The organism is Catenuloplanes sp. NPDC051500, assembly GCF_044454585.1.
In the GTDB taxonomy this organism is placed as follows: domain Bacteria; phylum Actinomycetota; class Actinomycetes; order Mycobacteriales; family Micromonosporaceae; genus Catenuloplanes.
In genome coordinates, this window is record NZ_JBITDX010000007.1 from 66,269 (window position 1) to 87,287 (window position 21,019).

The following is a 21,019-nucleotide window of genomic DNA, read 5'->3' on the forward strand; positions in this document are numbered from 1 at the left end:
GACGTCTCATTTAAGCTCGGGTAGAGTGATCCACGATGAGAGCGGACGCGGAACGCAGCACGGACCGGATCCTCAAGGCCGCCGAAGACGTGCTCGCCGCCGACCCGAACGCCTCGTTGGAACGGATCGGCGACGCCGCCGGGGTCGCCCGTGCCACCGTCCACCGCCGCTTCGCCTCCCGCCAGGTGTTGCTGGAGGCGATGCGCACCGGGCTCAATGAGCGCTACCTGCTCGGGCTCGAGCAGGCCCGGGTGCGCACGGCGCCACCCCTGATCGCCCTGCACCGCGTGACGGAGATCGTCTTCGAACTGAAGGCAAGCCATCCGTTCTCGATCAGCCTCGGCCTGTCGACCCACCCCGATGTCCAGGACGGCCTCGACCTCGTGTTCACCCGCCTGCACGCCGACGGCACGATCACCGCCGCCCGCCCGGCCTGGTGCCGCCGGGTCTACCTGGCCCTGATGCACGAGGTCGCCCTCCTCCCCGACGACGCCCCCGAGCTGACCGGCCCCGACGGCCGCCCCGACCTCCTGGTCAAAACCACCCTCGGCGCCCTCGGCGCCGGCTGACCGGTCGCGACCGGCACCGCAGCGGCCCTTGCGGCACCGCAGCGCCCGGGCGACAGGTTCGTGCTCGGCGCCCGCTGACCGGTCGCGACCAGCACCGCAGCGCCCGGGCGACAAATTCGTGCCAAGGGCGGAACACACGGTCCGGTTTCCCCGGCCACGGCGGAACCGGAAGGGAGGAGCCCCCTGGGCGACGAGCGGTGCCCGCGGGAGCACGCGGGCCGGACCGCGGCGTGAGCGGGAAGATCGGGTTCTGGGTTCTCGGGCTGCCCGGTCTTTGACCCTGCCCATGGCAGGATCGTGCCGTGATCGCCACCGCCTCCTGGACCGCGCCGCCCGTCTGGCGCGGGCTTCTGCTTGCCGCGCGCGGTGTGGTCGGTGCGACCGCGAGACTGCGGGTCACCCACCAGCTGCCGGACGCGCTGCGGCGCGGGCCGCTGATCCTGGCGGCGAACCATATCAGCCCTGTCGATCCCGCGGTGATGATGGCCGCCTGCCGGGTGGCCGGGATCGCGCCGCGGATCATGGCGACCGGCGGGGTGTTCCGCACGCCTGTGGTCGGGTCGCTGATGCGGGCGTCCGGGCAGATCAGGGTGGATCGGCGCAGTGCCACTGTCGCCCGCGCGCTTGACGACGCGATGGCGGCGCTTCGGGAGAACTCGGTGGTGCTGATCTACCCGGAGGGGCGGATCGGGCTCGATCCGGACCTGTGGCCGGAGCGCGGGAAGACCGGGGCGGCGCGGCTGGCGCTCGCGACCGGGGCGCCGGTCGTGCCGGTGGCGCAGTGGGGCGGGCACGAGCTGATGCCCTACGACACGGCGGACGTCGGCGCGAACGCGCGGGCGCTGCTGCACGCCGTGCGGCGCAGGCCTGTGGTGCGGGTCGCGTTCGGCACGCCGGTGGACCTGGGCGGCCTGGCAGCGGACACGCCGGGCGACGCGCAGCGGGCCACGGACCGGATCGTCGACGCGATCACTGCCACGCTGGCGCCGCTGCGCGCGGACGAGCCGGGCCGTCCGCGGCACCACGATCCGACGCGGCCTGCGGACACCTCACGCGCGCACCGGCGCGCTACCGGCTGATCCGGGCGCCCGTGTCGAAGACGCCGAGGCCCGCGATCACGTCCGGGAGGCGGCGGCTGATCTCGGTCTCGGCCGCGGTGTCGCCGCGGTCGCGGGCGTCCCAGAGCGCGGCCTTCTCGCGCAGGTAGGCGAGGCGGGCGTGCTGTGCGGCGATCTCGGCCTCGATCTGCGCGGCGTGGCGCAGCAGCAGGTCGCGCTGTTCCGCCGCGGCGCCGCCCTTGATCCGGTTGGCCTGGTAGGTGCGCATGTCCTCGATGCCGACCCCGACCGCGCGCAGGCAGGACAGCACGTCGAGCGCGTCGAGGTCGCCGGTGCTGTACCGGCGGTGCCCGCTGCTCGCGTCCCGGTCGATCGGGCCGATCAGGCCGACCTCCTCGTAGTAGCGCAGGGTGGGCTCGCTCAGCCCGCTGCGCCGGGCTGCGGTCTGGATGGTGAACACGTCCATCCGGGCAGCTTCACACACCTCAAGCGCTTGAGGTCAAGGAGACCGCGCCGGTCACCCGCAGCAGGTCAAGCCTGCCCGCGTCCTCGGAGCCGGCGGCCGCGGTGTAGACGACCAGGCGCAGGTCCGCGCCGTTCGCGGTGAGCACGTCACAGTCGAGCGTGACGTCCCCGACGACCGGGTGCCGGATCGTCGTGTGGTGGCTCTCGTGCCGGGCGGCCGCGCCCGAGTCCCACAGCCGGGCGAACTCGTCGCTGTCCCGCCGCAGAGAGTGGATCATCGCGGTGAGGCGCCGGTCCGCCGGATACGCCGCCGCGGCCGTGCGCAGGTCGGTGATCAGGGTGGCCGCGAGCACGCCCGCGGGCAGGTCCGTGGTCGCGTGGAACGCCAGGTAGGCCGGGTCCGGCGTGTAGACACGGCGCAGCAGGTTCCGCTGGCCGGCGGGCAGCTCGGCCGGGTCGCCGACGAGCGCCGCGTAGAGCGGCGTCCAGGACAGCAGCGTCCAGTCCGCCGACCAGACCGCGATCGGGAGGTCCCCGAGCCGCCCGACCATCCGCTGCACGCCGGGCGGAATGTGCATGCCGACCGTGTTCGCGGACGGCGGCAGCAGCCCCGCGCACCGGAACAGGTGGTCGCGTTCCACCGGGTCGAGCTGCAACGCCAGTGCCAGCGCGGCCACCACCTGCCCGGACGGTCGCCGCGCCCGCCCCTGCTCCAGCCGCACCACATAGTCGACCGACAGCCCCGCCAGCTGCGCCAACTCCTCCCGCCGGAGCCCGCTCGCCCGCCGCCCGAACCCGGCCGGCAACCCGGCGTCCGCGGGGGCCAGCCGATCCCGCCACGTCTTCAGCGCGATCCCGAACGCAGTGTCCATGCCCGTCAGTATCCCGCCGCCGGCATCCGCGATCCTGGTACCGGCGTTCCCACCCGGGCACACTCGTACCGTGATCGCTACCGCGCACCTGCGCCTCGCCCGCCCGACCCGCGACCTGCCCGCCGTGAGGCGTTTCTACACCGAAGGCCTGGGCCTGGACGTGCTGTTCCACAAGGAGGGGGAGCTGGTGATGGTCGGCGCTCCGGGCGCGGCCTGGCATCTGGAGCTGGTCGCCGGCGGCACCCCGACCCCGGCCGACGAGGATCTGCTGGTCCTGTACCTGGACGGCCCGGTCGACGAGGCACTTGTGGAGCGGCTGGTCGCGGCGGGCGGGCGGCGGGTGTCGCAGGGCGAGTACTGGGACCGGTGGGGGGTGACCGTCGCGGATCCTGACGGGTACCGGCTGGTCCTGAGCACGCGTGCCTGGAGCAACTGAGGCCCGGTAAACCGCCCGTACCGCGGAACGGGGGTGGGGTATCGCTCGTTGTCGACGTGAGGAGGTCCGCTGATGCCGACGATCTTCGACTCCGACGATCTCGACGTGGTCTGCGAGATGATGCGGCGGACCTACGGGACGTTGCGGATGTCGGCACGCGAGGGCCCGCACCGGGTACGGATGGCGCGGGACGTGATCGGGACGGCCGAGCTGCATCGGATCAGGTTCTCGATGCGGTGCGATGCGGTGTCGCCGCCGCTTGACACGCTCGTGGTGGGGCGGGTGGTGTCGGGGGCGATGAGGTACCGGGACCGGCAGCGCAGCGACGACTACGGTACCGGCGACATCTACCTGATGGGACAGCCGCAGGAACAGTACGAGACGACTGTCGACGCAGCGGGGGCCGACTTCGCACAGATCGCGCCGGGGATGGTCAACCAGATCGCGGAATCGGCGACGGCCCTGCCGATCCGGTTCCTCGGGTACCGGCCGATGAACGCGGCGGCGGCCCGGCTGTGGACTGTCACCTATGGGTTCGCGCAGGCCAACGCGGTCACGGCCGGGACCGAGCCGCTGCTTGCCGACAGCATCAGCAGACTGCTGGCCGCGGCCGCGCTGTCCACGTTCCCGAGCACGATGCTTCACGATCCGACGATCGAGGACCGGCACGACGCGCATCCGGCGATGCTGCGGCGGGCTGTCGCGTTCATCGAGTCGCAGGCGGACGGGGAGATCGGGCTGGCCGACATCGCGGCGGAGGCGCGGGTGACGATCCGGACGGTGCGGCTGGCGTTCCGGCGGCACCTGGACACCACTCCGCTTGCCTATCTACGCCGGATACGGCTGGCGCGGGCGCACCGGGAGCTGACCGCATCGGAGCCGGATGCGACCACGGTGGCGGCGGTCGCGGCCCGGTGGGGGTTCCTGAGCCGGAGCGGGTTCACCTCCCGCTACCGGGCCACCTACGGCTGCACGCCGTCCCACACGCTCCACAGGCGCTAGCGACGCGGCCGGACCAGGCCCACGTCGTACGCGAGGATTGTGGCCTGGACCCGGTCCCGGACGCCGATCTTGGTGAGGAGCGCGTTGACGTGCGTCTTGACGGTGCCGACGCCCACGCCGAGCCGGCCGGCGATCTCCGCGTTGGACAGGCCCTCCGCGATCAGCGTCAGCACGTCGCGTTCACGCGGGGTGAGCGCGGCCAGTTCGGCAGGCTGCGGTGACGCCTCCGTGGCCCGGCCGGACGCGAACGCGGCGATCAGCCTGCCGGTCACCGCGGGGTCGAGCAGCGCCTCCCCGGCGGCGATCACCCGTATCGCGGAGAGCAGTTCGTCCGGGTCGGCGTCTTTGAGCAGGAAGCCTGATGCGCCGGCGCGCAGCGCCTCGAAGACGTAGGCGTCCAGGTCGAACGTGGTCAGGACCAGCACCTTCGGCGCGTCCTCGGCCGCGGTGATCAGCCGGGTCGCGGCGAGGCCGTCCATGCCCGGCATGCGGATGTCCATCACGACCAGGTCCGGGCGCAGCCGGGCGGCGGCCTCCACCGCGGCGGCGCCGTCCGCGGCGGTGCCGACCACGTCCAGGTCGGGTTCGGCGTCGATGATTGCCGCGAATCCGGCAAGCACGATCGGCTGGTCGTCGACCACGATCACACGGACGGCGATGACGGCACCTCCTCGGGGGTCACCGCGGACAGCGGCAGCCAGATCTCGGTCTCGCCGGCCGGGTGGACTGTCATCGCGCCGCTGACCGCGTCGACCCGGCCGCGCAGTCCGGCGGCGGTGCGCGGGTCGGTGAGCGCCGGGATCCGGTTCAGCAGGATCCGGAGTCCGCCGGTCACCCCGATGACGATCTCCAGGGGGCCGCCGGGGAGCGTCAGGGCCGCTTCGACCAGGCGGTACGCGGACACGTCCACGCCCGGCGGGAGCTGCGGGACCGGGGTCGCGTAGCGCAGCATGACCGGCCGGCCGGCGGCGCGCTGTGCCTCGCAGAGCGCGCCGATCTGGGCGGCGGTCGGCTGCGGGGCGGTCTCCGGGCCCGGTTCGGCCGTGGCGCCGCCGCGCAGGCTGCCGAGCAGGTCCCGCATCGCGGCGAGGGTGGCACGCGCGGCGTCCAGCACCGACCGCAGTCGGGCGGCGGTGTCGGCGGGCGCCGTCTCCGGCAGCGTGCCGATCAAGTGTCCGTCCGAGGCGGCGGTCAGGACCGCGGTCGCGCGGTCCAGGACCGTGGTGCGCAGTTCCGCCGCGATGCGCCACCGTTCCGCCAGGGCCTCGCCGTCCGCGGAGATCGCCGCGGCCGCGACCACGTCCCGTTCGCGGGTCTGCAGGCGGGTGCGGCGGCGTCGCCAGGCCGCGCCGACCAGCCAGGCCGTGATCAGCGGGAGGACGGCGAGCACGCCGGTCAGCACGGCCAGGAACGCGACGTAGACGACCGTCTCGGCCCCGTCGCCGACGTCCGGTGCGGCGGCGGCGGACCGGCCGGCGCCCACGCCGACTGTCACGCCGATCGCCGCGGCGGCACCCGGTGCGCTGAACCAGGTGAGCGCGGGCAGGCCGCGTCCGTGGGCGGCGATCGCGTACACGGCGTAGGCCTCGGCGAGCGCGGCCGGGAACAGTGCGGTGAGCGAGGCGGCGGGCAGCACGTCGGCGGCGCAGAGTCCGCCCCAGCCGAGCAGGACGGCGAGGACCGCGGCCAGCACCCGCCAGGGCGCCCGGTGCACCCAGATCAGCGGCGCCGCATGCAGCGCGAGGAGCACGCCGGTGGCGGTGGTGCCCTGGGCGGGCTCGATGAGCAGCACGGCGATGCTGAGCAGGACGAGCGTGGTCGCGACCAGGCCGTCCGTGACGTATCCGCGTACCGATGCGGCACTTCCCTGCCAGGCGCGTTTGAGTCGTTCGCCGGGTGCGGCAAGCGGCAGCCGGGCGGCGACCTGCCAGCCACCGGCGCCGGACGGGCCGGCGGTGAGCGTGCCGCCGAGGTGTTCGGCGCGGGCGCGGGCACCGGCCAGGCCGCTGCCGGAGCCGACGCCGTCCGCGTCCGAGGCGTGCACGGCGGGACCGTTCGTGATCGACACCGTAAGCGCGCCGGCGTCCGCGGTGAGGCAGATGGTGACGGCGCCGCCGGGGGCGTACCGCACGGTGTTGGTGAGTGCTTCGCGCACGATGGCGAAGGCGGCGTCCGCGACCGGCGGCGGCACCACGCCGAGCGTGCCGCAGTCGGTGGTGACCGGTTGCCCGAGCCGTGCGGTGTCGGCGGCGAGCCCGGCGACGCGGGTCGGCAGGTCACCGTCCGCCTCAGTGCCCCGCATCACCGCCACAAGATCCAAAAGCGTGTCGAGGGTACGCCGTGCCGCCTGCGCCGAGAAGGCCAGCGCGTCCGCGCCCAGCTCCGGCCGGGTCGCCGCCAGCCGGGACGCGGCGGTCACGGTGACCACGATCGCTGTCAGGTGGTGTGCGCTGACGTCGTGAAGTTCGCGGGCGAGCCGGTGGCGTTCGTCCTGCGCGGCCTGGGCGCGCGCCTGCTCGGCCCCTTCGAGGTCCCGGCGCGCCTGTGCCCTGCCCCGCCGCCAGACCTGCCGCCGGTGCCCGAACAGCGCGACGACCGCGGCGAGCAACGCGTCGCCGGCGATCAGCAAGGCCAGCCCGATGCCGCTCTCACCCCCGTAGTAGCCGGGCAGCAGCGCATTGCCGATCACGGTCGTCACGATCAGCAGCGCGGTGGCGGTAACCGTGACGCGCACGCCGGTCCAGGCGGCGGCGGAGTAGAGCGCGACGAGCGGCGCCACGGTGAGCACGTCGAACAGCGACGCGTCGAGCGACGCCACGGCCAGCTGCCCGGCCGTGACCGCGGTGAGCGTGACCGCGAGCGAGGTCAGCGGGCGGACCCGGCGGAAGCCGAGCGTGGCCGTGACGACCGCGGTGACGGCCAGGACCAGCGCGACTGCCGCCGGTGGCTGCCGGAACAGGGCGATCCCGGGCCACACGCCGGTCTGCACGGCGGCGAACGCCAGCGGCAGCAGCCAGTCGGTGCGCTTCGGGCTCATCGCCGCACATCGTAGGGGGCCTCTACCAAGCGATATAGCCAGGGTTCGTGTCCACGGCCGATGGAAATCGCGCGCGGCGCCCGGACGCTTGAGCACATGACGATCACGTGTGAGGACAGGGCGGTCACGCCGGTGCCGTACCACAGGCTCGCGCGCACGGCACGGCACCGCTGGTGGCGGCCGCTGCTCGGCACGCTGCTGGTGGCGGTCGGCGCGATGTGCGCGGTGCTTGTCCCGTTCATCGCCGCGGGGGTCGCCGGGCTGGTGCTGGACCTGCCGCAGGACGCGGACGGCTGGCCGATCCTGGGTGCGGAGGCCGAGCTGGCAGTGGGGCTGGCCGGACTGGGCCTGCTGATCCCGGTGGTGTTCCTGGTCGCGCGGGACGTCCAGAAGCGCCCGGCCGGAACTGTGTCGTCGGTGGCGGGCCGGCTGCGATGGGGCTGGCTGGGGCGGTGCGCGGCGCTCGCCGTACCCCTGGTGGCGCTGATGTATGTGATCGTGGCTTTCATCCCCGGCCAGGACGAGGGCATCGCCTGGGTGGGCTTGGGGCGGTTCGCGGCCGGCGTGGCCGTGGCGGTGGTGCTGGTGCCGTTCCAGGCCGCCGGCGAGGAGTACGTGTTTCGCGGCTGGCTGGTGCAGGCGTTCGGGTCGTGGACGCGGTCACCGTGGCCGGGAATCGTGGTGTCCGCGGTCGGGTTCGGGCTGCTGCACGGCTACGGCACACCGTGGGGGATGGCCGATCTGATCTTCTTCGGCGTGGTCGCGGCCGTGCTGACGATCCGCACCGGCGGCCTGGAGGCGGCGATCGTGCTGCACGTGGTCGGCAATCTGGCCGCGTTCGGGCTGGCGGCCGCGGCCGGGATGCTCGACTCCGAGGAGACTGCCACGGACGCGGGCGCGCTGCTGGTCGCGGCCGACATGACGATGGTGACGCTCTACGCGGTCGCGGTCCTTGTGCTGAACCGCCGTCAGCCCCTGCTCTCCAGGTAGGCCATCACGGCCTCGCGGGTGGTGCGGACGCCGAGGAGCTTGCGGGCCTCGGCGATCCGCCGGTTCGCGGTCCGCAGCGACATGAACTCCGACGCCGCGGCGGCCGCGATCGTCTCGCCGTTGGCCAGGCGTTCCAGCAGCGCGCGCTGCTCCGGGGCGAGCTGGTCGACGGTGCCGGTCTCCTCGACCGGGGGCGTCTCGGTGTCGCGGCGGACCGGGCCGAGGCGGGCCAGGTCGCCGAGCAGCGCCCGGCCGGCCTCCCCGGCCGCGTCGGCGATCGCGACCACGCCGGCACCGCGCGCGGCCGCGAGCACCACCAGCTGGACGGTGTCCACGTCGGGGACGCGGCCGAACAGCACGAGGTTGTTTCCGGTGACGTCCCAGCCGGCCTCGGGCAGCGCGAAGCCCTCCCGGGTCGTCCAGCCGTCGCGGGCGAGCCGCCGCAGCACCACCGTGGCGTCGGTGGTGCTGGGCAGCACGTACCGGGGCGTCTCCGGAAAACTCACGACACCAGCGCCTCTCGGACGCGCACCGCCGCCTCGGTCCGGGTCCGTGCGCCGAGCTTGCGCATCGCGGACCGGATGTGGGTCTCGACAGTCTCGGCGGACACGCCCAGCTGCCCGGCGATCCGGCGGGTCGGGTCACCGGCCGCGACCAGGCGCATCACCTGCTGCTCGCGGGCGGTCAGCTCGTCGCCGGCGCGCGGGCCGCGGATGTCACGGCGCACCGAGTGGCGGCGCAGCGCCCGCTGGGCCCGGCCGCGGAGCACGACCAGCCCGGCGCGCTCGGCCAGGTCCTCGGCCGCGAGCAGCGCCCGGACCGCCAGATCGGACTCGTCCTCGTGCAGACCCTGGGCGATCAGGCAGCGGACCTGTTCGCGCAGCACCACACTTGACCACGCGGCAGCGGACGCGGCGAACGCGGACGGCGCGGCCGCGGACGAGGCTGCCCACGCGGACAGCGTCTGGTGGATCGCGGTCGGGCCGCCCGCGGCGGACTCCAGGCCGGTGGTGTCGATCGGGGCGCCGTCGAGCGCGGCCCAGCGGGCGGTGATCCGGTGCAGGCCGGACAGCAGCGGGATCCGGTCGGCCTCCGGGTCCCAGACCCCGGACCGGTCCGGCTGCCCGTCCAGCCAGGCGATCTCCGCGGCGACCCAGGCGGCGACCGGCGTGGCCGGGGCGGCCTCGATCCGCGCCCGGGCGGCGCCGAGCAGCCCGGCGTCCGCCTCGACCAGCCCGGCCGCGGACGCGGCGTAGGCACGGGCGAGCGCGGGCAGCGACCTGTCCATCAGGTCGGCGGCGCGGTGCACGACCAGGTCGGCCAGGACCGGCTCGACGAGCGTGGGCACGGGCGGCGCGACCGGGACGGTGGCGACGCCGCGGACCGCGTGACCGGGCTGCGGAAGCCCGGCGCCGAACGCGGGGATGGCCGGCATGACCGGCGCGGCGGCCGCCGGGGTGGGGGCAGCGCCGACCGCGTGGCCGCGCAGCGCCGCGCACCACAGGCCGGCCGCGACGAACCGGGTCTGCCAGCTGTACGCCAGGTCGGCCTGGCAGGCGCCGGCCGCGGCCTGCGCCAGGTGGGAGGCCTCGGGCAGCCGGCCGTCCGCGGCGAGCGTCTCGACAAGCACCCACGCGGACCAGCGGGCGGTGAGCGAGTCCCCGGCGTCGCCGGCCGCGGCGGTGGCGGAGGCGAGCGCGTTCTCCCACCCGTAGGCGCGGCGGGCGGCCTGCACCGCGGCGAGCGCGGCCCGCAGCCCGGTGTGGGCCGGCTGGTCGCCGTGCCGGGCGACGACGGACGAGGCCGTACCGACCGCGAGCGCCGGATCGTCAGCGAGGTCGGTCAGCAGCAGCACCCGGTCCCGCGCGGCGAGCAGGCCGGGGGCGAGCGCGGTGGGCACCGCGGCCGCGCTGCGCCGGGCGCCGTCGAGGTCGCCTGACTGCAGCAGCGCCTCGGCACGCAGCACCATCGCCTCGACCACTGTGGAGTCCGAGGCGACCGCGTGTTCGAGCGGCTGGAGCACTGCCGCGGCGGCGGACGGCTGGCCGGCGGCGAGCGCGGCGCGGGCGGCGGCGACGCGCACGTCCGCGTCGGGCATCGCGCCGGGCAGCCGGCAGGCGAGCAGCAGCAGCTCCGCGCGTTCCCCGGCCCGGCCGGTGGTCCGGGCGGCGGAGACGGCCATCCGGTACGCCTCCGCGGTCTCCCCGGCCGCGGCCAGGTGCCGGACCGCCTCGCGCGGCGGGACGAGCCGGGCCAGGCGGCGGTGCAGGGCGGCGCGGGCGTCCGCGTCGAGCATGCCGGCGGCGACCTCGGCCACGTACGGCGAGACGGCCGCGACCATCCCGAGGTCGGCCCGGGTCGGCATGGTTGTCGCGGATACGACAGACAGCGTGCCGGTGATCGACTCGACCGGGTCGCCGGCAGGTATCGCGGACGGCAGCGACACGATCAGCCCGTTGTCCGCGAGTTCGGCGGCGCCGGAGCCGAGCAGCCGGGCCGGGGCCGGGCGGCCGAGCAGGCCGAGCGCGGCCATCGCGGTACGGGCCGGGCGGTTGAGGTCGGCGAGCGCACCGGCCACCGCGTATCGCAGGTCACCGGCCTCGTCCGTGCCCGGGGTGCCGGTCTGCTGGGCGTGCCGGGCCAGCGCCTGGCAGGCCAGCGGTGACCCGCCGGCCGTGGTGACGACCGCGGCGACCGCGGCCGGGTCCAGGCCGGGCGCGACCTGGGAGACGATCGCGGTGGCCTCGGCCGAGGTCAGCGGCGGCAGCGGCAGCCACGCCGCGGCCGCGTCACGAAGCGCCGCGACGGCCGCTCCGGGGAGGCGGTGCGGGGTGCGCAGCGCGATCACGACGCGGGTGTGCGCGGCGATCAGCGGCAGCGCGGCGAGCGTGACCGGGTCGGCCCACTGCAGGTCGTCGAGGACCAGCAGCCCGCCGCGGACGCGGGCGCGCACGGCCTCTGCCAGCAGCGGCGCGTCGTGGCCGGGCAGTCGTACCCGGACCGCCCGGGTGAGCGCGAACGCGGGCGAGTCGCGCAGCACCGCCAGGCCGCCGCCGGTGAAGACCGGGCCGGCGAACGCGTCACCGAGCAGCTTGAGCATCCGGCTGCGCCCGGAGCCGGGGCCTCCGGTGACCACGACCAGCCCGGGTGCGGCCAGGGTTTCCCGCGCCCGGGTCAGCACATCGGGTGTGCCGGTTACCGGACGCGGAACGTCCGGTGGCAGCATCACATGCGTGCTGACCCGCTCAGATGACTCTGTCTCGTGCAAGGGTCCTCCCCCACCAGGCTCGCTGCCGCCGCGCCCATGCTGCCGGTTGCACGGTGGCACGAACATGGGATCCTGCGCCGGCAGGATATTCGTACCGTAGGGCCTAATAGTCTTGGGCCACGCAACCTAGAGGGTGTCACAGACGCTCTTCACCGTTCCGCCGGGAGGGATTGACCAAACGATGGTTAGCACTGCCATTGTTGCTGAGAAGATGGGCGGCTGACCAATCGTGGTGCAAGGTCCCCTCACCAACCGCGTCGCCGCTCTGTGTGACGAGGTCGGCCCGCGTCTGACACCGGCAAGTGCCCAGCAGGTGCTCGCCGTCCGCCGCCGTCTGGACGAGGCGCTGCGCGTCGCGGTCGCCGGCCGGCTCAAGGCCGGCAAGTCCACACTCGTCAACGCGCTCGTCGGCCGCCGGGTCGCGCCGACCGCGGTCGGCGAGTGCACGCGCGTCGTCACCCAGTTCCGCTACGGCACCGCCGACCGCCTCGACGTGGTCCGCCGGGACGGCTCGCGCGTGTCGCGCCCGCTTGAGGAGTCGGGCATGATCCCGATGCAGCTCGGCGTGCCGCGCGAGGAGATCGCGTTCGTCGACGTGACGCTGACAAGCGACCGGCTGCGCGACCTGACAGTGGTCGACACACCCGGTCTGTCCTCGACGAACGAGTCGATCTCGGCCGCGTCCGAGCGCTACCTCACCCCCGATCAGGTGACCGGCAACGATCCGGCCGCACCGCTCGACGACGACCTCGACGACGACTCGGTCGCCGCGGTCTCCGGCGCGGAGGCAGTCCTCTACGTCTTCACCCAGGCCGTGCGCGCGGACGACATCGCGGCGCTGTCGACGTTCCAGTCGATCTCGGCCCGGCTGTCCGGCAACCCGATCAACTCGATCGGCCTGTTCAACAAGGTCGACAAGCTGGTCGTCGGCGGCGCGGACCCGTGGCCGGTCGCCGGGCCGCTCGCCTCCGACCAGGCCGGGGTGCTGCGCCGGGTCGTCTCCGAGGTCGTCCCGATCGCGGGCCTGCTCGCCGAGACCACCGAGGCCGGCCGGCTGACCGCCGCGGACTGCGAGGCGCTGCGCACGCTAGCCGGCCTGTCACAGACCGAGCGGATGGTGCTGATGGCCTCGGTCGACCTGTTCATCAACCGCGACTGCCCGGTCCCGAAACCGCAGCGTGAGCGGCTGCTGAGCCTGCTCGACCTGTACGGGATCGGGTTCGCGCTCGCCCAGTTCGCCACCCGCCCCGACCTCGGCTCCGGTGAGCTGGTCCGGCTGCTGCTGCAGGCGTCCGGGTTCGCCCGGCTGCGCAACACTCTCGACCAGGCGTTCCGCTGGCGTACCGACGCGATCAAGGCGGCCTGGGCGCTGTCGAGCCTGGAGCGCCTGGCCGGCCACGCCGCCGCCCAGCAGGACCGTGAGCTGCTCCGGGACGCGATCGAGCGGGTGCTGCAGCAGCCGGAGTACCACCGGCTGCGCCTGCTTGAGGCGGCCCAGTCGGTCACGTCCGGCGCGGTCGCGCTCCCCGAGCAGATGGAACGCGAACTCACCCGCCTCGCGCTGACCACCGACGCCGCCTGGATCCTGGAGATGCCACAGGCGCACGTGGAGCAGCTGGCCCAGGCCGCGCTCTCCGCCGCGAACCGGTGGCGGGTCTTCGCGGTCGCCGGCGCCAGCCCGGCCCAGGCGCGCGTCGCCCAGGTCGCGCACCGCGGCTTCTTCCTGCTCGCCCAGCAGATCCGTGGTCAGAACTCGGCGCACCCGGTCTCGGGCGCGGCCGCCGGCCTCGGCTGGCAGCAACAACCACCACCCCCACCCCCACCGCCGCCGGGGTACGGGCGAGCGCCCGGCTCCTACACTCCCGGCTACCCTGGCGCGCCTCAGTCCGGGCCGCCGTACTACGACGGCCGGGGAGGCTACCCCGCAGGCCACGGAGGCTACCGATGACGACGGCACCCGCCACCCCCGCGTCCAAGTCCGGCGGTGCCGAGGCCGTGCAGGCGCTGGCCCGGCAGCTGAACGCGACCGCGGACGGCGCGCTGGCGTACCTGCGCTCGGTCGAGCCGGACGCGGCCGCGGACCTGGACGTGCTCGCCCGCCGCGAGTCGGACAAGCCCGCGATCGTCATCGTCGGCGAGACCAAACGCGGAAAGTCTTCCCTGGTCAACGCGCTGATCGGCGCGCCCGGCCTGTCCCCGGTCGACGTCGCGGTCTCCACCTCCGCCTACCTGGAGATGACCGACGCGCCGACGCCGCAGGCCCGCGCCTGGCAGCCCGGCCACGAGAACCCGGTCGAGATCGGCATCGACGGCCTGATCAACTGGGGTACGGCCGGGGGGCGCCTGCCCGAGGGCGCCCGGCCGCCGCGCCGCATCCAGATCGGCTACCCGTCGCCGCTGCTGCAGCACCTGACGCTCATCGACACGCCCGGCACCGGCGGCCTCGACCCGAACCACGCCGAGGTCGCGCTGGCCGCGGCCGAGCAGGCCACCGCGCTGCTGTTCGTCGTGGACGCGTCCTCCCCGCTGTCCAAGCCGGAACTGGACTTCCTGATCCAGGCGTCGAAGCGGGTCAACCTGGTCATGTTCGCGCTGACCAAGACGGACGCGTACCCCGGCTGGCGCACCATCCTCGCCGACGACAAGGCGCACCTGAAGACGCACGCGCCCCGGTTCGGCGCCGCCCCCTGGTTCCCGGTGTCCGCCCGGCTCGCCGAGACCGCCGCGCAGATGCCGCCGGAGGTCGCGGCCGAACTGGCCAAGGAAGCCCGCATCGACGAGCTGTCCAAGGCGCTGCGGCAGGTCGCCGGGCGGCGCGGGCTGCTCGACCGGGCGAACCTGCTGCGCGCGATCCGCTCCGAGATGGTCCGCCGGGACCTGGCGCTCGGCGAGCAGATGACCGCCACCGACCCGGACCCGGCCGACGCGGCCAAGGCCAAGGAGCAGCGGCAGCAGTTGGCGGCGCGCAAGCGTACCGACTCCCGGCAGTGGTCCTTGGCGTTGAACACGCACGTGCAGCGGGCCCGGGTCGAGTCGACCGGCGGCCTGCGGACCGCGCTGTCCGAGCTCCAGGAGGACTACCTGGGCAAGATGGACAAGTACAAGCGCAACGAGCTGGAGGCACTGCCGCAGAGCATCGACACCGCCCTGCACGCCGTGTCCGTCAAACTCTCCGCGGAGCTGCAGCGCCGGTTCCGGCAGGTCGGCGAGGAGGTGCTGTCGCACGCGTTCCCGCCCCGGGAACTCCAGCACGTCCTCGGCCGCCTCAACGCCCAGCTCGGCCACGCCCTGAACACCAAACCCCAGCGCGACGCCGGTACGGACAACGTGATGGTCGCGCTCTCCGCCGGCGGTATCGCGATGATGGCCGGCCGGGGCGCGATGGCCGGCGCATCCGCGCTCGGCGCCGGCGCGGTCATCGGCGGCGGCCTGCTCCTGCCGGTCGTCGGCGTCGGCATCGGCCTGGCCGCAGGCGCGTTCATCCTCTACAAGCGCCGCGTCGCAGGCGACCGCCAGCAGGCCAAGGTCTGGCTGCGCGAGGTCATCGGCGAGTCCCGGGCCGCGCTCACCGACGAGGTCGCCCACCGCTTCACCGACCTGCAGTACGCGCTCACGCTCGCCCTCGACGACGCGATCGAACGCCGCCTGAAGGAACTCGACGAGCACATCGGCAAGATCGACCAGGCGCTCGCCACGGACAAGGCCACCCGCGCGAAGAAGAAGGCCGCGCTGACCACCGAACGCGACGCGCTCCGCGCCCGCGTCAAGCAGGTCGACGAGGTCCTCGCCAAGACCCGCGGCCTGGCCCCCAGCTCCGGCAGTGCCGCGGTCAAGCCCGGCGCCAAGCCCGCCCCCACCCCTGGAGGGACCGCATGACCGACCAGGACTGGCCCGGCGGCGAACAGCCGGACGACGACACCACAGGCGACATCACCGGCCCTCCGCTGTTCTCACACTCGCCGTTCGAGGACGCGCCCGCGTTCACCTACGACGACGCGCCGTCGCTCACCCCACCGGCCGACGCCGCACCCGATGCCGGCGCCGACGCGGAGCCGGCCTCGACAGAGGGGTTCGGGGCCGCGCCCGGCTACAGCGAGGACGACCCGTTCGCGGCGTCGGCCGGGTCCGGGGGCGGCGAGCCCTACGAGTACACGGAAGGCTTCGGCGCGGCCGACGAGCCGTTCACGCCCGGCGACCCGGCGGACGACACCGCGGGCGTCCCGGCGGAGGACGGGTTCGGGGAGGCCGCCGGCGGCGGAAGCGCCCAGGAGCCGGATGCGGTCACGGACGGCGGGGGCGAGTCCGCGCCGGATGCGAAGCGCCCGTCGCTCGGCGACGAGATCAGCCCGTGGGCGGCGGGTCCCGCGTCTTCCGCGGAGGATCCTTCGCTTGCGGCTACCGGCGGCGACGCTCTTGGCGCACCGGGTGACCCTGCGGTTCCGGCCGAGCCCACGCCCGACGGTACGGATTCGGCCGCTGAGCCGGCGGACGCCGATGCGACGGTCTCCGAGCCGTTCGCTCCTGGCGATGACAGCTCCCCCGGCGACGACAGCTCCGACTCGTCGGGCGCCGGTGGGGGCGGGGCGGTTCCGGGCTCGACCGAGGGCTTCGGTGATACCGCTGCGCGCGATGCCGACGCTGAGGGCGATGCACAGGACACCGGTGCCCGCGGTGACGACGCCGACGGGATCTCTGGCGCTGGTGACGCGGACGCCGACCGCGCAGGTTCCGGTGGTGACGCGATTCCCGGCCTGATCGGAGGCTTCGCCGAGCGCGCCGACCTGGGCGACTACGGCGCTGACGAGGCCGGTAGCGCTGGTGGCACCGGTGGCGGTGGCGAGGCGGTTCCCGACTCGACGGAGGGCTTCGGTGACGGCGGCGAGGACAACGCCGACCAGAGCGCCGGTGACGAAGACGCCTTCACGGCCGAGCCGTTCGAGGCGGCCGAGCCGTTCGAGGCGGCCGAGCCGTTCGAGGCGGCCGAGCCGTTCGAGGCGGCCGAGCCGTTCGAGGCGGCCGAGGCCGACATTACTCCTGCTGACAGCGGCGTCACCGATCCGGCCGGGCCCGCCTTCGTCACCGGTCCCGACGCTGCGGACGGCAGCGATCTCACGGACGACTCCGGGATTCCGGGCGCCGAGAGTCCGGAGGCTGGAATCCCGGAGTCTGCGGCGGATCAGTCTTCGACAGGTGAGGGTGAGGAGGCGTCGGACCCCGCCCTGACCGACCCGGAGGCCGGCTTCGGCGCGGCGGGCGAGACGGATTCCGTACCCCCGAATGATTTTGATCTTGAGGGTGAGGAGCCGCCGCTGCCGGAGGAGGACTTCGGGGCGGCGCCGCCGGTCGGCGTGGACCCGGATCTGTCCGATCACGGGGTGGGCGCGGAGTGGGACACGTTCCCGCCGGAGCTGGGTCTGGAGATGCCGGACCCGGTCGACGGCCCGCCGTGGATCGATCCTGACCTGCTCGGTGACCTGACCGCCGCCGACCTGGCCGGCATGCTGTCCCCCGGCGACCTGTCCGCCTGGACCGACCCGCTCTCCGGCCCGGACGACACGGTCCCGGCCGGGGATCTCCTCGACTACGCGGGCGAGTCCGAGACCAGCGGCGACCCGTGGACCACCTTGCAGTCCTCCGACGATCCGGCCACCGCGGCTCTGGCGCGCTGGTGGGCTCCGCCGTCCGCGTGACGCCCGTCCGCGTGACGCCCGTGGGCTGACAGCCGGTGAGGACGCCGGCTGTCAGGCTGACTCCGCCCCAGCGGATAGCGTCTGCGCCGACCGCGCAGCGTGAGCCACCGGCACCCGGACCTCTCCTACAGAGAACGTGCTTGCCCCCGCATCTGCCGGAGCGGCCGCACCACACCTCCGAAAAACTTGCGTGCCCCGCATCTTTGCGGGGCACGCACTTTTGTGTACCGTGGGGGCATGGGGTTGCGGGAGGAGAAGAAGCGGGAGACGCGGGCCGCGCTCAGCTGGGCGGCGATCCGGTTGATCGTGGAGCGTGGCGCCGAGAACGTGCTTGTGGAGGACATCGCGGCCGCGGCCGGGGTGTCGCCGCGGACGTTCAACAACTACTTCTCAAGCAAGGGCGAGGCGGTTGCGGCCCGGCATCTGGACCGCATGGTGCGCTTCGCGGAGGTGCTGCGGGAGCGGCCTACCGGCGAGCCATTGTGGACGGCGATCCTGGTGGCGGCGCTGGCGCAGGTGGAGCCGGGCCCGGAGGTGACCGCGCTCCCGCGGCCTGATCCGGTGCAGTGGGCGGCGGGTGTGCGCGCGATGCTGGCGTCGCCGTCGTTGCAGGCGGAGAGTCTCCGGGCGGGTGTGCGGGCGGAGGCGGAGATCGCTGCTTCCGTCGCGGCCCGGACCGGCACGGACGCCGGCCGTGATCTCTATCCGAACCTGGTGGCCGCCGCGGTGACCGCCGCGAACAACGCGTGCCAGCAGCGGCACATCGCCAGTGACGGTGCCGCGTCGATGCGGGATCTGCTGACCGAGGCGTTCACGCTGCTCGCGGCCGGGCTTCCGGAGCCGGGCCCGCGCTAGCGGAACGTCAACCCCACCACGTCTGACACGGTACGCCGCGGCGCTTCCGTCGCTGTCGCGTGCGCACATCACCACCGGTAGCCGTCGTGCATCCGCATGCCGGACGCTGCACCGTACCCAAAAAAGGGAATTTATCATGGAATTTGATGTCGTGGTGGTCGGGGCTGGGCCGAACGGCCTGATGGCCGCGTGTGAGCTGGCACTTGCCGGTGTCCGCCCGCTGGTCTTGGAGCGTGATCGGGAGCAGCGCACCGAGCAGCGGGCGAACGGCATGGTCGGCCAGGTCGTACGGCTGCTGCACGGGCGGGGGCTGCTGGAGCGGCTGACAGGTGATGCCGCTCCCCCGCGCCCGGCGGACGCCTTCATGTTCGCCGCGTATCCGCTGCCGTTCGGGCGGCTGGGCGCCGCCAATCCGGTCTACACGGTGCTCGTACCCCAGCAGAGGGTGGAGAGGGTTCTCGCGGAGCGGGCGGTGGAGCTCGGCGTCGAGCTACGCCGTGGCGCGGCGGTGACCGGTCTTGATCAGGACGGCGACGGGGTCACGCTGACGCTCGACGGCGGCGCCACGGTCACGGCCCGGTGGGTGATCGGCGCGGACGGGGGCCGCAGCGCGGTCCGGAAGCTGGCCGGGATCGGTTTCCCGGGCGTCACCCACGACCGGACCGTGTCCCGGAGCGCGCACGTGGTCCTGGACGGCGCGTTCCGCGATCCCGGGACCGGCGGGATGCGTGTCCCCGGCTACGGGGTGATCCCGCCGTTTCTGCACACCCGGCTGGAGCGGGGCATGGTGTCGTTCGCGCCGTTCCCGGACGGCCGGGTGATGGTGAACGTGTCCGAGCACGCGGACGTGGACGAGTCGGCGCCGATGAGCGTGGCGGAGTTGGCGGCGGCGTTCACCCGGGTGGTCGGCGTGGACGCCCCGTTCACCGCGCCGGCCACGCCCGGGATGGTCCGGCGGATGTCCGGCGGGAACACCCGGCTGGCGGACCGCTACCGGGCGGGCCGGGTGTTCCTGGCCGGGGATGCCGCGCACGTGCACTCCGCGATCGGCGGGAACGGCCTGAACCTGGGTCTGCAGGACGCGGTCAATCTGGCGTGGAAGCTCGCGGCGGCCGTGCACGGCTGGGCGCCGCCCGGCCTGCTCGACACCTACGAGTCGGAGCGGCGCCCGGCCGGGGAGCGGGTGACGATGCAGACGACCGCGCAGGGTGTGCTTGTCGGCCCGGGTCCGGAGATCACGGCGTTGCGGGCCCTCTTCGGTGAGCTGCTTGCGGACGAGTCGGTGCTGCGGCGGATCGCGGGGCTGATCTCGGGCGCGGACATCGTCTATCCGGGGACGTCGCGGTGGGCGGCGGAGGGGGTGACCGCGGACGCCCGGCCGCTGCTGATCGACGCGAGCGTGGACGGGCGGTACGCGGAGATCGCCGCACCATGGGCCGGCCGGGTGTCGATCGGGACGCGGGGTGCGGCGAGCATGCTGGTACGCCCGGACGGCTATGTGGCCTGGGAGGACGGTCCGGGGCTGGAGGCGGCGCTGCACCGCTGGTTCGGGCCGGCCGCCTAGCGCCCTTTAGCCCGGCAGCCAGGCGGTGAGCAGGCTCGGGTCCGCGACCTCGGCGCGCACCCGGTCCCGCTCCTCGGTGGTCAGGTCGAGGCCGGCGAGCCGGTTTCCCCACGCCGGCACCTGCGCGTCCTCGCCGAGCGCCACGGAGAGTTCGATGAGTGCGGCAAGTGCGGTGGCGACCTCGGCCGCGGTCGCGCCGTCGGCGTGCCGTTTGAGCCCGGAGTTGAGCGCACGCCAGGCGGCCCGGTCGTCGAGTTTGGATTCGCGCAGAATCCGGGCGTTGTCCAGGACCTTGGCGAGACCGCGCAGATGGGCGGCGCCGCCGTACTCCATGGCGGGTTCGTCGCGCTGGATGAAGATCAGCGAGTTGCCGGCCGGGTCGGTGAGCGTGAACCGGGTCGCCCCCGGCCGGTAGCGGGTGATCCGCGGCTGCCCGGTCGCGGGCACCCTGCCGTAGTGCGCGCGCAGCCGGGCGGCGAACGTGGCGTGGTAGGCCGCGACCGCGTCGACCATGACCAGGCAGATACCCACGCCGCCGCCGGTCTGCGCGCCGTAGTGCACGTCGACGCCGCTGAACCGGAACGCGAGGTAGAGGTAGGGCCTGGCCTGCTGGTAGGTGACCTCGGCGCCGAGCGCCTCCCAGAAGGCGCGCATCTCCTCGGGCGCGGAGCACGGCAGCAGCGGCACGACGGTCTCGTTGGCCTCGATCCCGGCGTCGATCTTCTCGTCGATCATGGTGGGGCGCCCTTCGTCGTCCGGGTGTCGCCGGAAAGTCTTCCGCACCCGGCGCCCGTGACGCACATGGAAATCCGCTATGTCGTAGTTTCAGAGCGTCGGAATGTCAGAGACCCAGCGCCGCACGAGCGAGATCAAGAGCTTGGTCCGGGGGTACGCCGAGCGCGCGCATGGCCGTCGCATACTGCCCGGCGAGCCGCAGCGCCTCCTGCGACGCCCCCGCCGCGCGCGCCGTGATCACCGTCCCGTGCCGGCCCCGGGTCTCGACAAGCCCGGCCAGCTCCAGCTCCCGGTAGGCGCGCGCCACCGTGTTGACGGCCACCCCCAGCTCCCCGGCGAGCGCCCGGACCGCGGGCAGCCTGGTGCCCGCGGTCAGCACCCCGTCCCGTGCCTGTGCCGCGACCTGGTCGCGGATCTGCGCGTAGGGCGGGTTGCCGGCGTCAGCGTCGATCTCAATGCGCACGTGTCGACCTTAGAG

At 74.1% G+C, this 21,019-nt stretch carries 18 protein-coding genes; 10 read left to right on the plus strand and 8 right to left on the minus strand.

The features are described 5' to 3' along the window. The first annotated feature begins 35 nt into the window (after positions 1-35). Positions 36-569, plus strand: a complete 534-nt coding sequence (locus ACIA8K_RS16170) for a TetR/AcrR family transcriptional regulator (protein ID WP_396059413.1) — start codon at positions 36-38, stop codon at positions 567-569. Positions 570-874: 305 nt separating this feature from the next. Next, positions 875-1,648 carry a lysophospholipid acyltransferase family protein gene (locus ACIA8K_RS16175; protein WP_396059975.1) on the plus strand — a complete coding sequence of 258 codons (774 nt, stop codon included), beginning with the start codon at positions 875-877 and terminating at the stop codon, positions 1,646-1,648. Here the strand turns inward: ACIA8K_RS16175 and ACIA8K_RS16180 are convergent. Beyond that, positions 1,638-2,093 (minus strand): MerR family transcriptional regulator, encoded by a 456-nt coding sequence (locus tag ACIA8K_RS16180; protein WP_396059415.1) that lies wholly within the window; start codon positions 2,091-2,093, stop codon positions 1,638-1,640. The two genes, ACIA8K_RS16175 and ACIA8K_RS16180, sit on opposite strands and share 11 nt — an antisense overlap. A 19-nt stretch (positions 2,094-2,112) precedes the next feature. Beyond that, positions 2,113-2,964 carry a helix-turn-helix transcriptional regulator gene (locus tag ACIA8K_RS16185; RefSeq protein WP_396059417.1) on the minus strand — a complete coding sequence of 284 codons (852 nt, stop codon included), beginning with the start codon at positions 2,962-2,964 and terminating at the stop codon, positions 2,113-2,115. Between the two features lie 70 nt (positions 2,965-3,034). Between ACIA8K_RS16185 and ACIA8K_RS16190 the strand changes: the two genes are divergently transcribed. Both ACIA8K_RS16190 and ACIA8K_RS16195 read left to right on the plus strand, forming a co-directional pair. Beyond that, positions 3,035-3,400, plus strand: coding sequence for a VOC family protein (locus ACIA8K_RS16190; RefSeq protein WP_396059419.1), 366 nt, complete (start codon positions 3,035-3,037; stop codon positions 3,398-3,400). 72 nt (positions 3,401-3,472) lie between these two features. Further along, positions 3,473-4,402 (plus strand): helix-turn-helix transcriptional regulator, encoded by a 930-nt coding sequence (locus tag ACIA8K_RS16195; protein ID WP_396059421.1) that lies wholly within the window; start codon positions 3,473-3,475, stop codon positions 4,400-4,402. Here ACIA8K_RS16195 and ACIA8K_RS16200 read toward each other — a convergent pair. After that, the gene (locus ACIA8K_RS16200; protein WP_396059423.1) at positions 4,399-5,049 is read right to left on the minus strand and encodes a response regulator; all 651 of its coding nucleotides are present in this window, start codon (positions 5,047-5,049) and stop codon (positions 4,399-4,401) included. The two genes, ACIA8K_RS16195 and ACIA8K_RS16200, sit on opposite strands and share 4 nt — an antisense overlap. Beyond that, a complete protein-coding gene (locus tag ACIA8K_RS16205; RefSeq protein ID WP_396059425.1) occupies positions 5,046-7,439 on the minus strand; it encodes a histidine kinase in 2,394 nt (797 codons plus the stop codon). The genes ACIA8K_RS16200 and ACIA8K_RS16205 overlap by 4 nt, the downstream gene beginning before the upstream one ends. A gap of 96 nt (positions 7,440-7,535) precedes the next feature. Between ACIA8K_RS16205 and ACIA8K_RS16210 the strand changes: the two genes are divergently transcribed. Then, positions 7,536-8,429: a lysostaphin resistance A-like protein gene (locus ACIA8K_RS16210; RefSeq protein WP_396059427.1), complete on the plus strand. Its 894-nt coding sequence runs from the start codon at positions 7,536-7,538 to the stop codon at positions 8,427-8,429. Here the strand turns inward: ACIA8K_RS16210 and ACIA8K_RS16215 are convergent. Next, positions 8,408-8,935 carry a helix-turn-helix transcriptional regulator gene (locus ACIA8K_RS16215; protein WP_396059429.1) on the minus strand — a complete coding sequence of 176 codons (528 nt, stop codon included), beginning with the start codon at positions 8,933-8,935 and terminating at the stop codon, positions 8,408-8,410. The two genes, ACIA8K_RS16210 and ACIA8K_RS16215, sit on opposite strands and share 22 nt — an antisense overlap. Beyond that, the gene (locus ACIA8K_RS16220) at positions 8,932-11,697 is read right to left on the minus strand and encodes a LuxR C-terminal-related transcriptional regulator (protein ID WP_396059431.1); all 2,766 of its coding nucleotides are present in this window, start codon (positions 11,695-11,697) and stop codon (positions 8,932-8,934) included. Before ACIA8K_RS16220 ends, ACIA8K_RS16215 begins: the two co-directional genes overlap by 4 nt. Positions 11,698-11,926: 229 nt before the next feature. Between ACIA8K_RS16220 and ACIA8K_RS16225 the strand changes: the two genes are divergently transcribed. The 5 genes from ACIA8K_RS16225 to ACIA8K_RS16245 all read left to right on the plus strand — a co-directional run bounded on the left by ACIA8K_RS16225 (position 11,927) and on the right by ACIA8K_RS16245 (position 19,806). Further along, complete coding sequence (locus tag ACIA8K_RS16225) at positions 11,927-13,645, plus strand: dynamin family protein (protein WP_396059433.1); 1,719 nt, start codon at positions 11,927-11,929, stop codon at positions 13,643-13,645. Beyond that, the gene (locus ACIA8K_RS16230; protein ID WP_396059435.1) at positions 13,642-15,573 is read left to right on the plus strand and encodes a dynamin family protein; all 1,932 of its coding nucleotides are present in this window, start codon (positions 13,642-13,644) and stop codon (positions 15,571-15,573) included. The genes ACIA8K_RS16225 and ACIA8K_RS16230 overlap by 4 nt, the downstream gene beginning before the upstream one ends. Next, positions 15,570-17,387: a hypothetical protein gene (locus tag ACIA8K_RS16235; RefSeq protein ID WP_396059437.1), complete on the plus strand. Its 1,818-nt coding sequence runs from the start codon at positions 15,570-15,572 to the stop codon at positions 17,385-17,387. The genes ACIA8K_RS16230 and ACIA8K_RS16235 overlap by 4 nt, the downstream gene beginning before the upstream one ends. 237 nt (positions 17,388-17,624) lie before the next feature. Then, on the plus strand, positions 17,625-18,242 hold the full coding sequence (locus ACIA8K_RS16240; protein ID WP_396059439.1) for a TetR/AcrR family transcriptional regulator: 618 nt from the start codon (positions 17,625-17,627) through the stop codon (positions 18,240-18,242). 136 nt (positions 18,243-18,378) lie between these two features. After that, positions 18,379-19,806: an FAD-dependent oxidoreductase gene (locus ACIA8K_RS16245; RefSeq protein ID WP_396059441.1), complete on the plus strand. Its 1,428-nt coding sequence runs from the start codon at positions 18,379-18,381 to the stop codon at positions 19,804-19,806. 6 nt (positions 19,807-19,812) lie between these two features. Here the strand turns inward: ACIA8K_RS16245 and ACIA8K_RS16250 are convergent, their stop codons facing one another. Together ACIA8K_RS16250 and ACIA8K_RS16255 are read right to left on the minus strand one after the other, a co-directional pair. Then, on the minus strand, positions 19,813-20,541 hold the full coding sequence (locus tag ACIA8K_RS16250) for a glyoxalase (RefSeq protein WP_396059443.1): 729 nt from the start codon (positions 20,539-20,541) through the stop codon (positions 19,813-19,815). Between the two features lie 106 nt (positions 20,542-20,647). Beyond that, positions 20,648-21,004 (minus strand): GntR family transcriptional regulator, encoded by a 357-nt coding sequence (locus tag ACIA8K_RS16255; protein ID WP_396059445.1) that lies wholly within the window; start codon positions 21,002-21,004, stop codon positions 20,648-20,650. Positions 21,005-21,019 lie beyond the last annotated feature (15 nt).

What these genes read in the sequence shown, in the direction of transcription:
- ACIA8K_RS16235 (WP_396059437.1), top strand. Translation starts at nt 15,570, where the DNA reads ATGACCGACCAGGACTGGCCCGGCGGCGAACAGCCGGACGACGACACC.
- ACIA8K_RS16180 (WP_396059415.1), bottom strand. Translation starts at nt 2,093, where the DNA reads ATGGACGTGTTCACCATCCAGACCGCAGCCCGGCGCAGCGGGCTGAGC.
- ACIA8K_RS16245 (WP_396059441.1), top strand. Translation starts at nt 18,379, where the DNA reads ATGGAATTTGATGTCGTGGTGGTCGGGGCTGGGCCGAACGGCCTGATG.
- ACIA8K_RS16195 (WP_396059421.1), top strand. Translation starts at nt 3,473, where the DNA reads ATGCCGACGATCTTCGACTCCGACGATCTCGACGTGGTCTGCGAGATG.
- ACIA8K_RS16170 (WP_396059413.1), top strand. Translation starts at nt 36, where the DNA reads ATGAGAGCGGACGCGGAACGCAGCACGGACCGGATCCTCAAGGCCGCC.
- ACIA8K_RS16240 (WP_396059439.1), top strand. Translation starts at nt 17,625, where the DNA reads ATGGGGTTGCGGGAGGAGAAGAAGCGGGAGACGCGGGCCGCGCTCAGC.
- ACIA8K_RS16210 (WP_396059427.1), top strand. Translation starts at nt 7,536, where the DNA reads ATGACGATCACGTGTGAGGACAGGGCGGTCACGCCGGTGCCGTACCAC.
- ACIA8K_RS16205 (WP_396059425.1), bottom strand. Translation starts at nt 7,439, where the DNA reads ATGAGCCCGAAGCGCACCGACTGGCTGCTGCCGCTGGCGTTCGCCGCC.
- ACIA8K_RS16185 (WP_396059417.1), bottom strand. Translation starts at nt 2,964, where the DNA reads ATGGACACTGCGTTCGGGATCGCGCTGAAGACGTGGCGGGATCGGCTG.
- ACIA8K_RS16230 (WP_396059435.1), top strand. Translation starts at nt 13,642, where the DNA reads ATGACGACGGCACCCGCCACCCCCGCGTCCAAGTCCGGCGGTGCCGAG.
- ACIA8K_RS16250 (WP_396059443.1), bottom strand. Translation starts at nt 20,541, where the DNA reads ATGATCGACGAGAAGATCGACGCCGGGATCGAGGCCAACGAGACCGTC.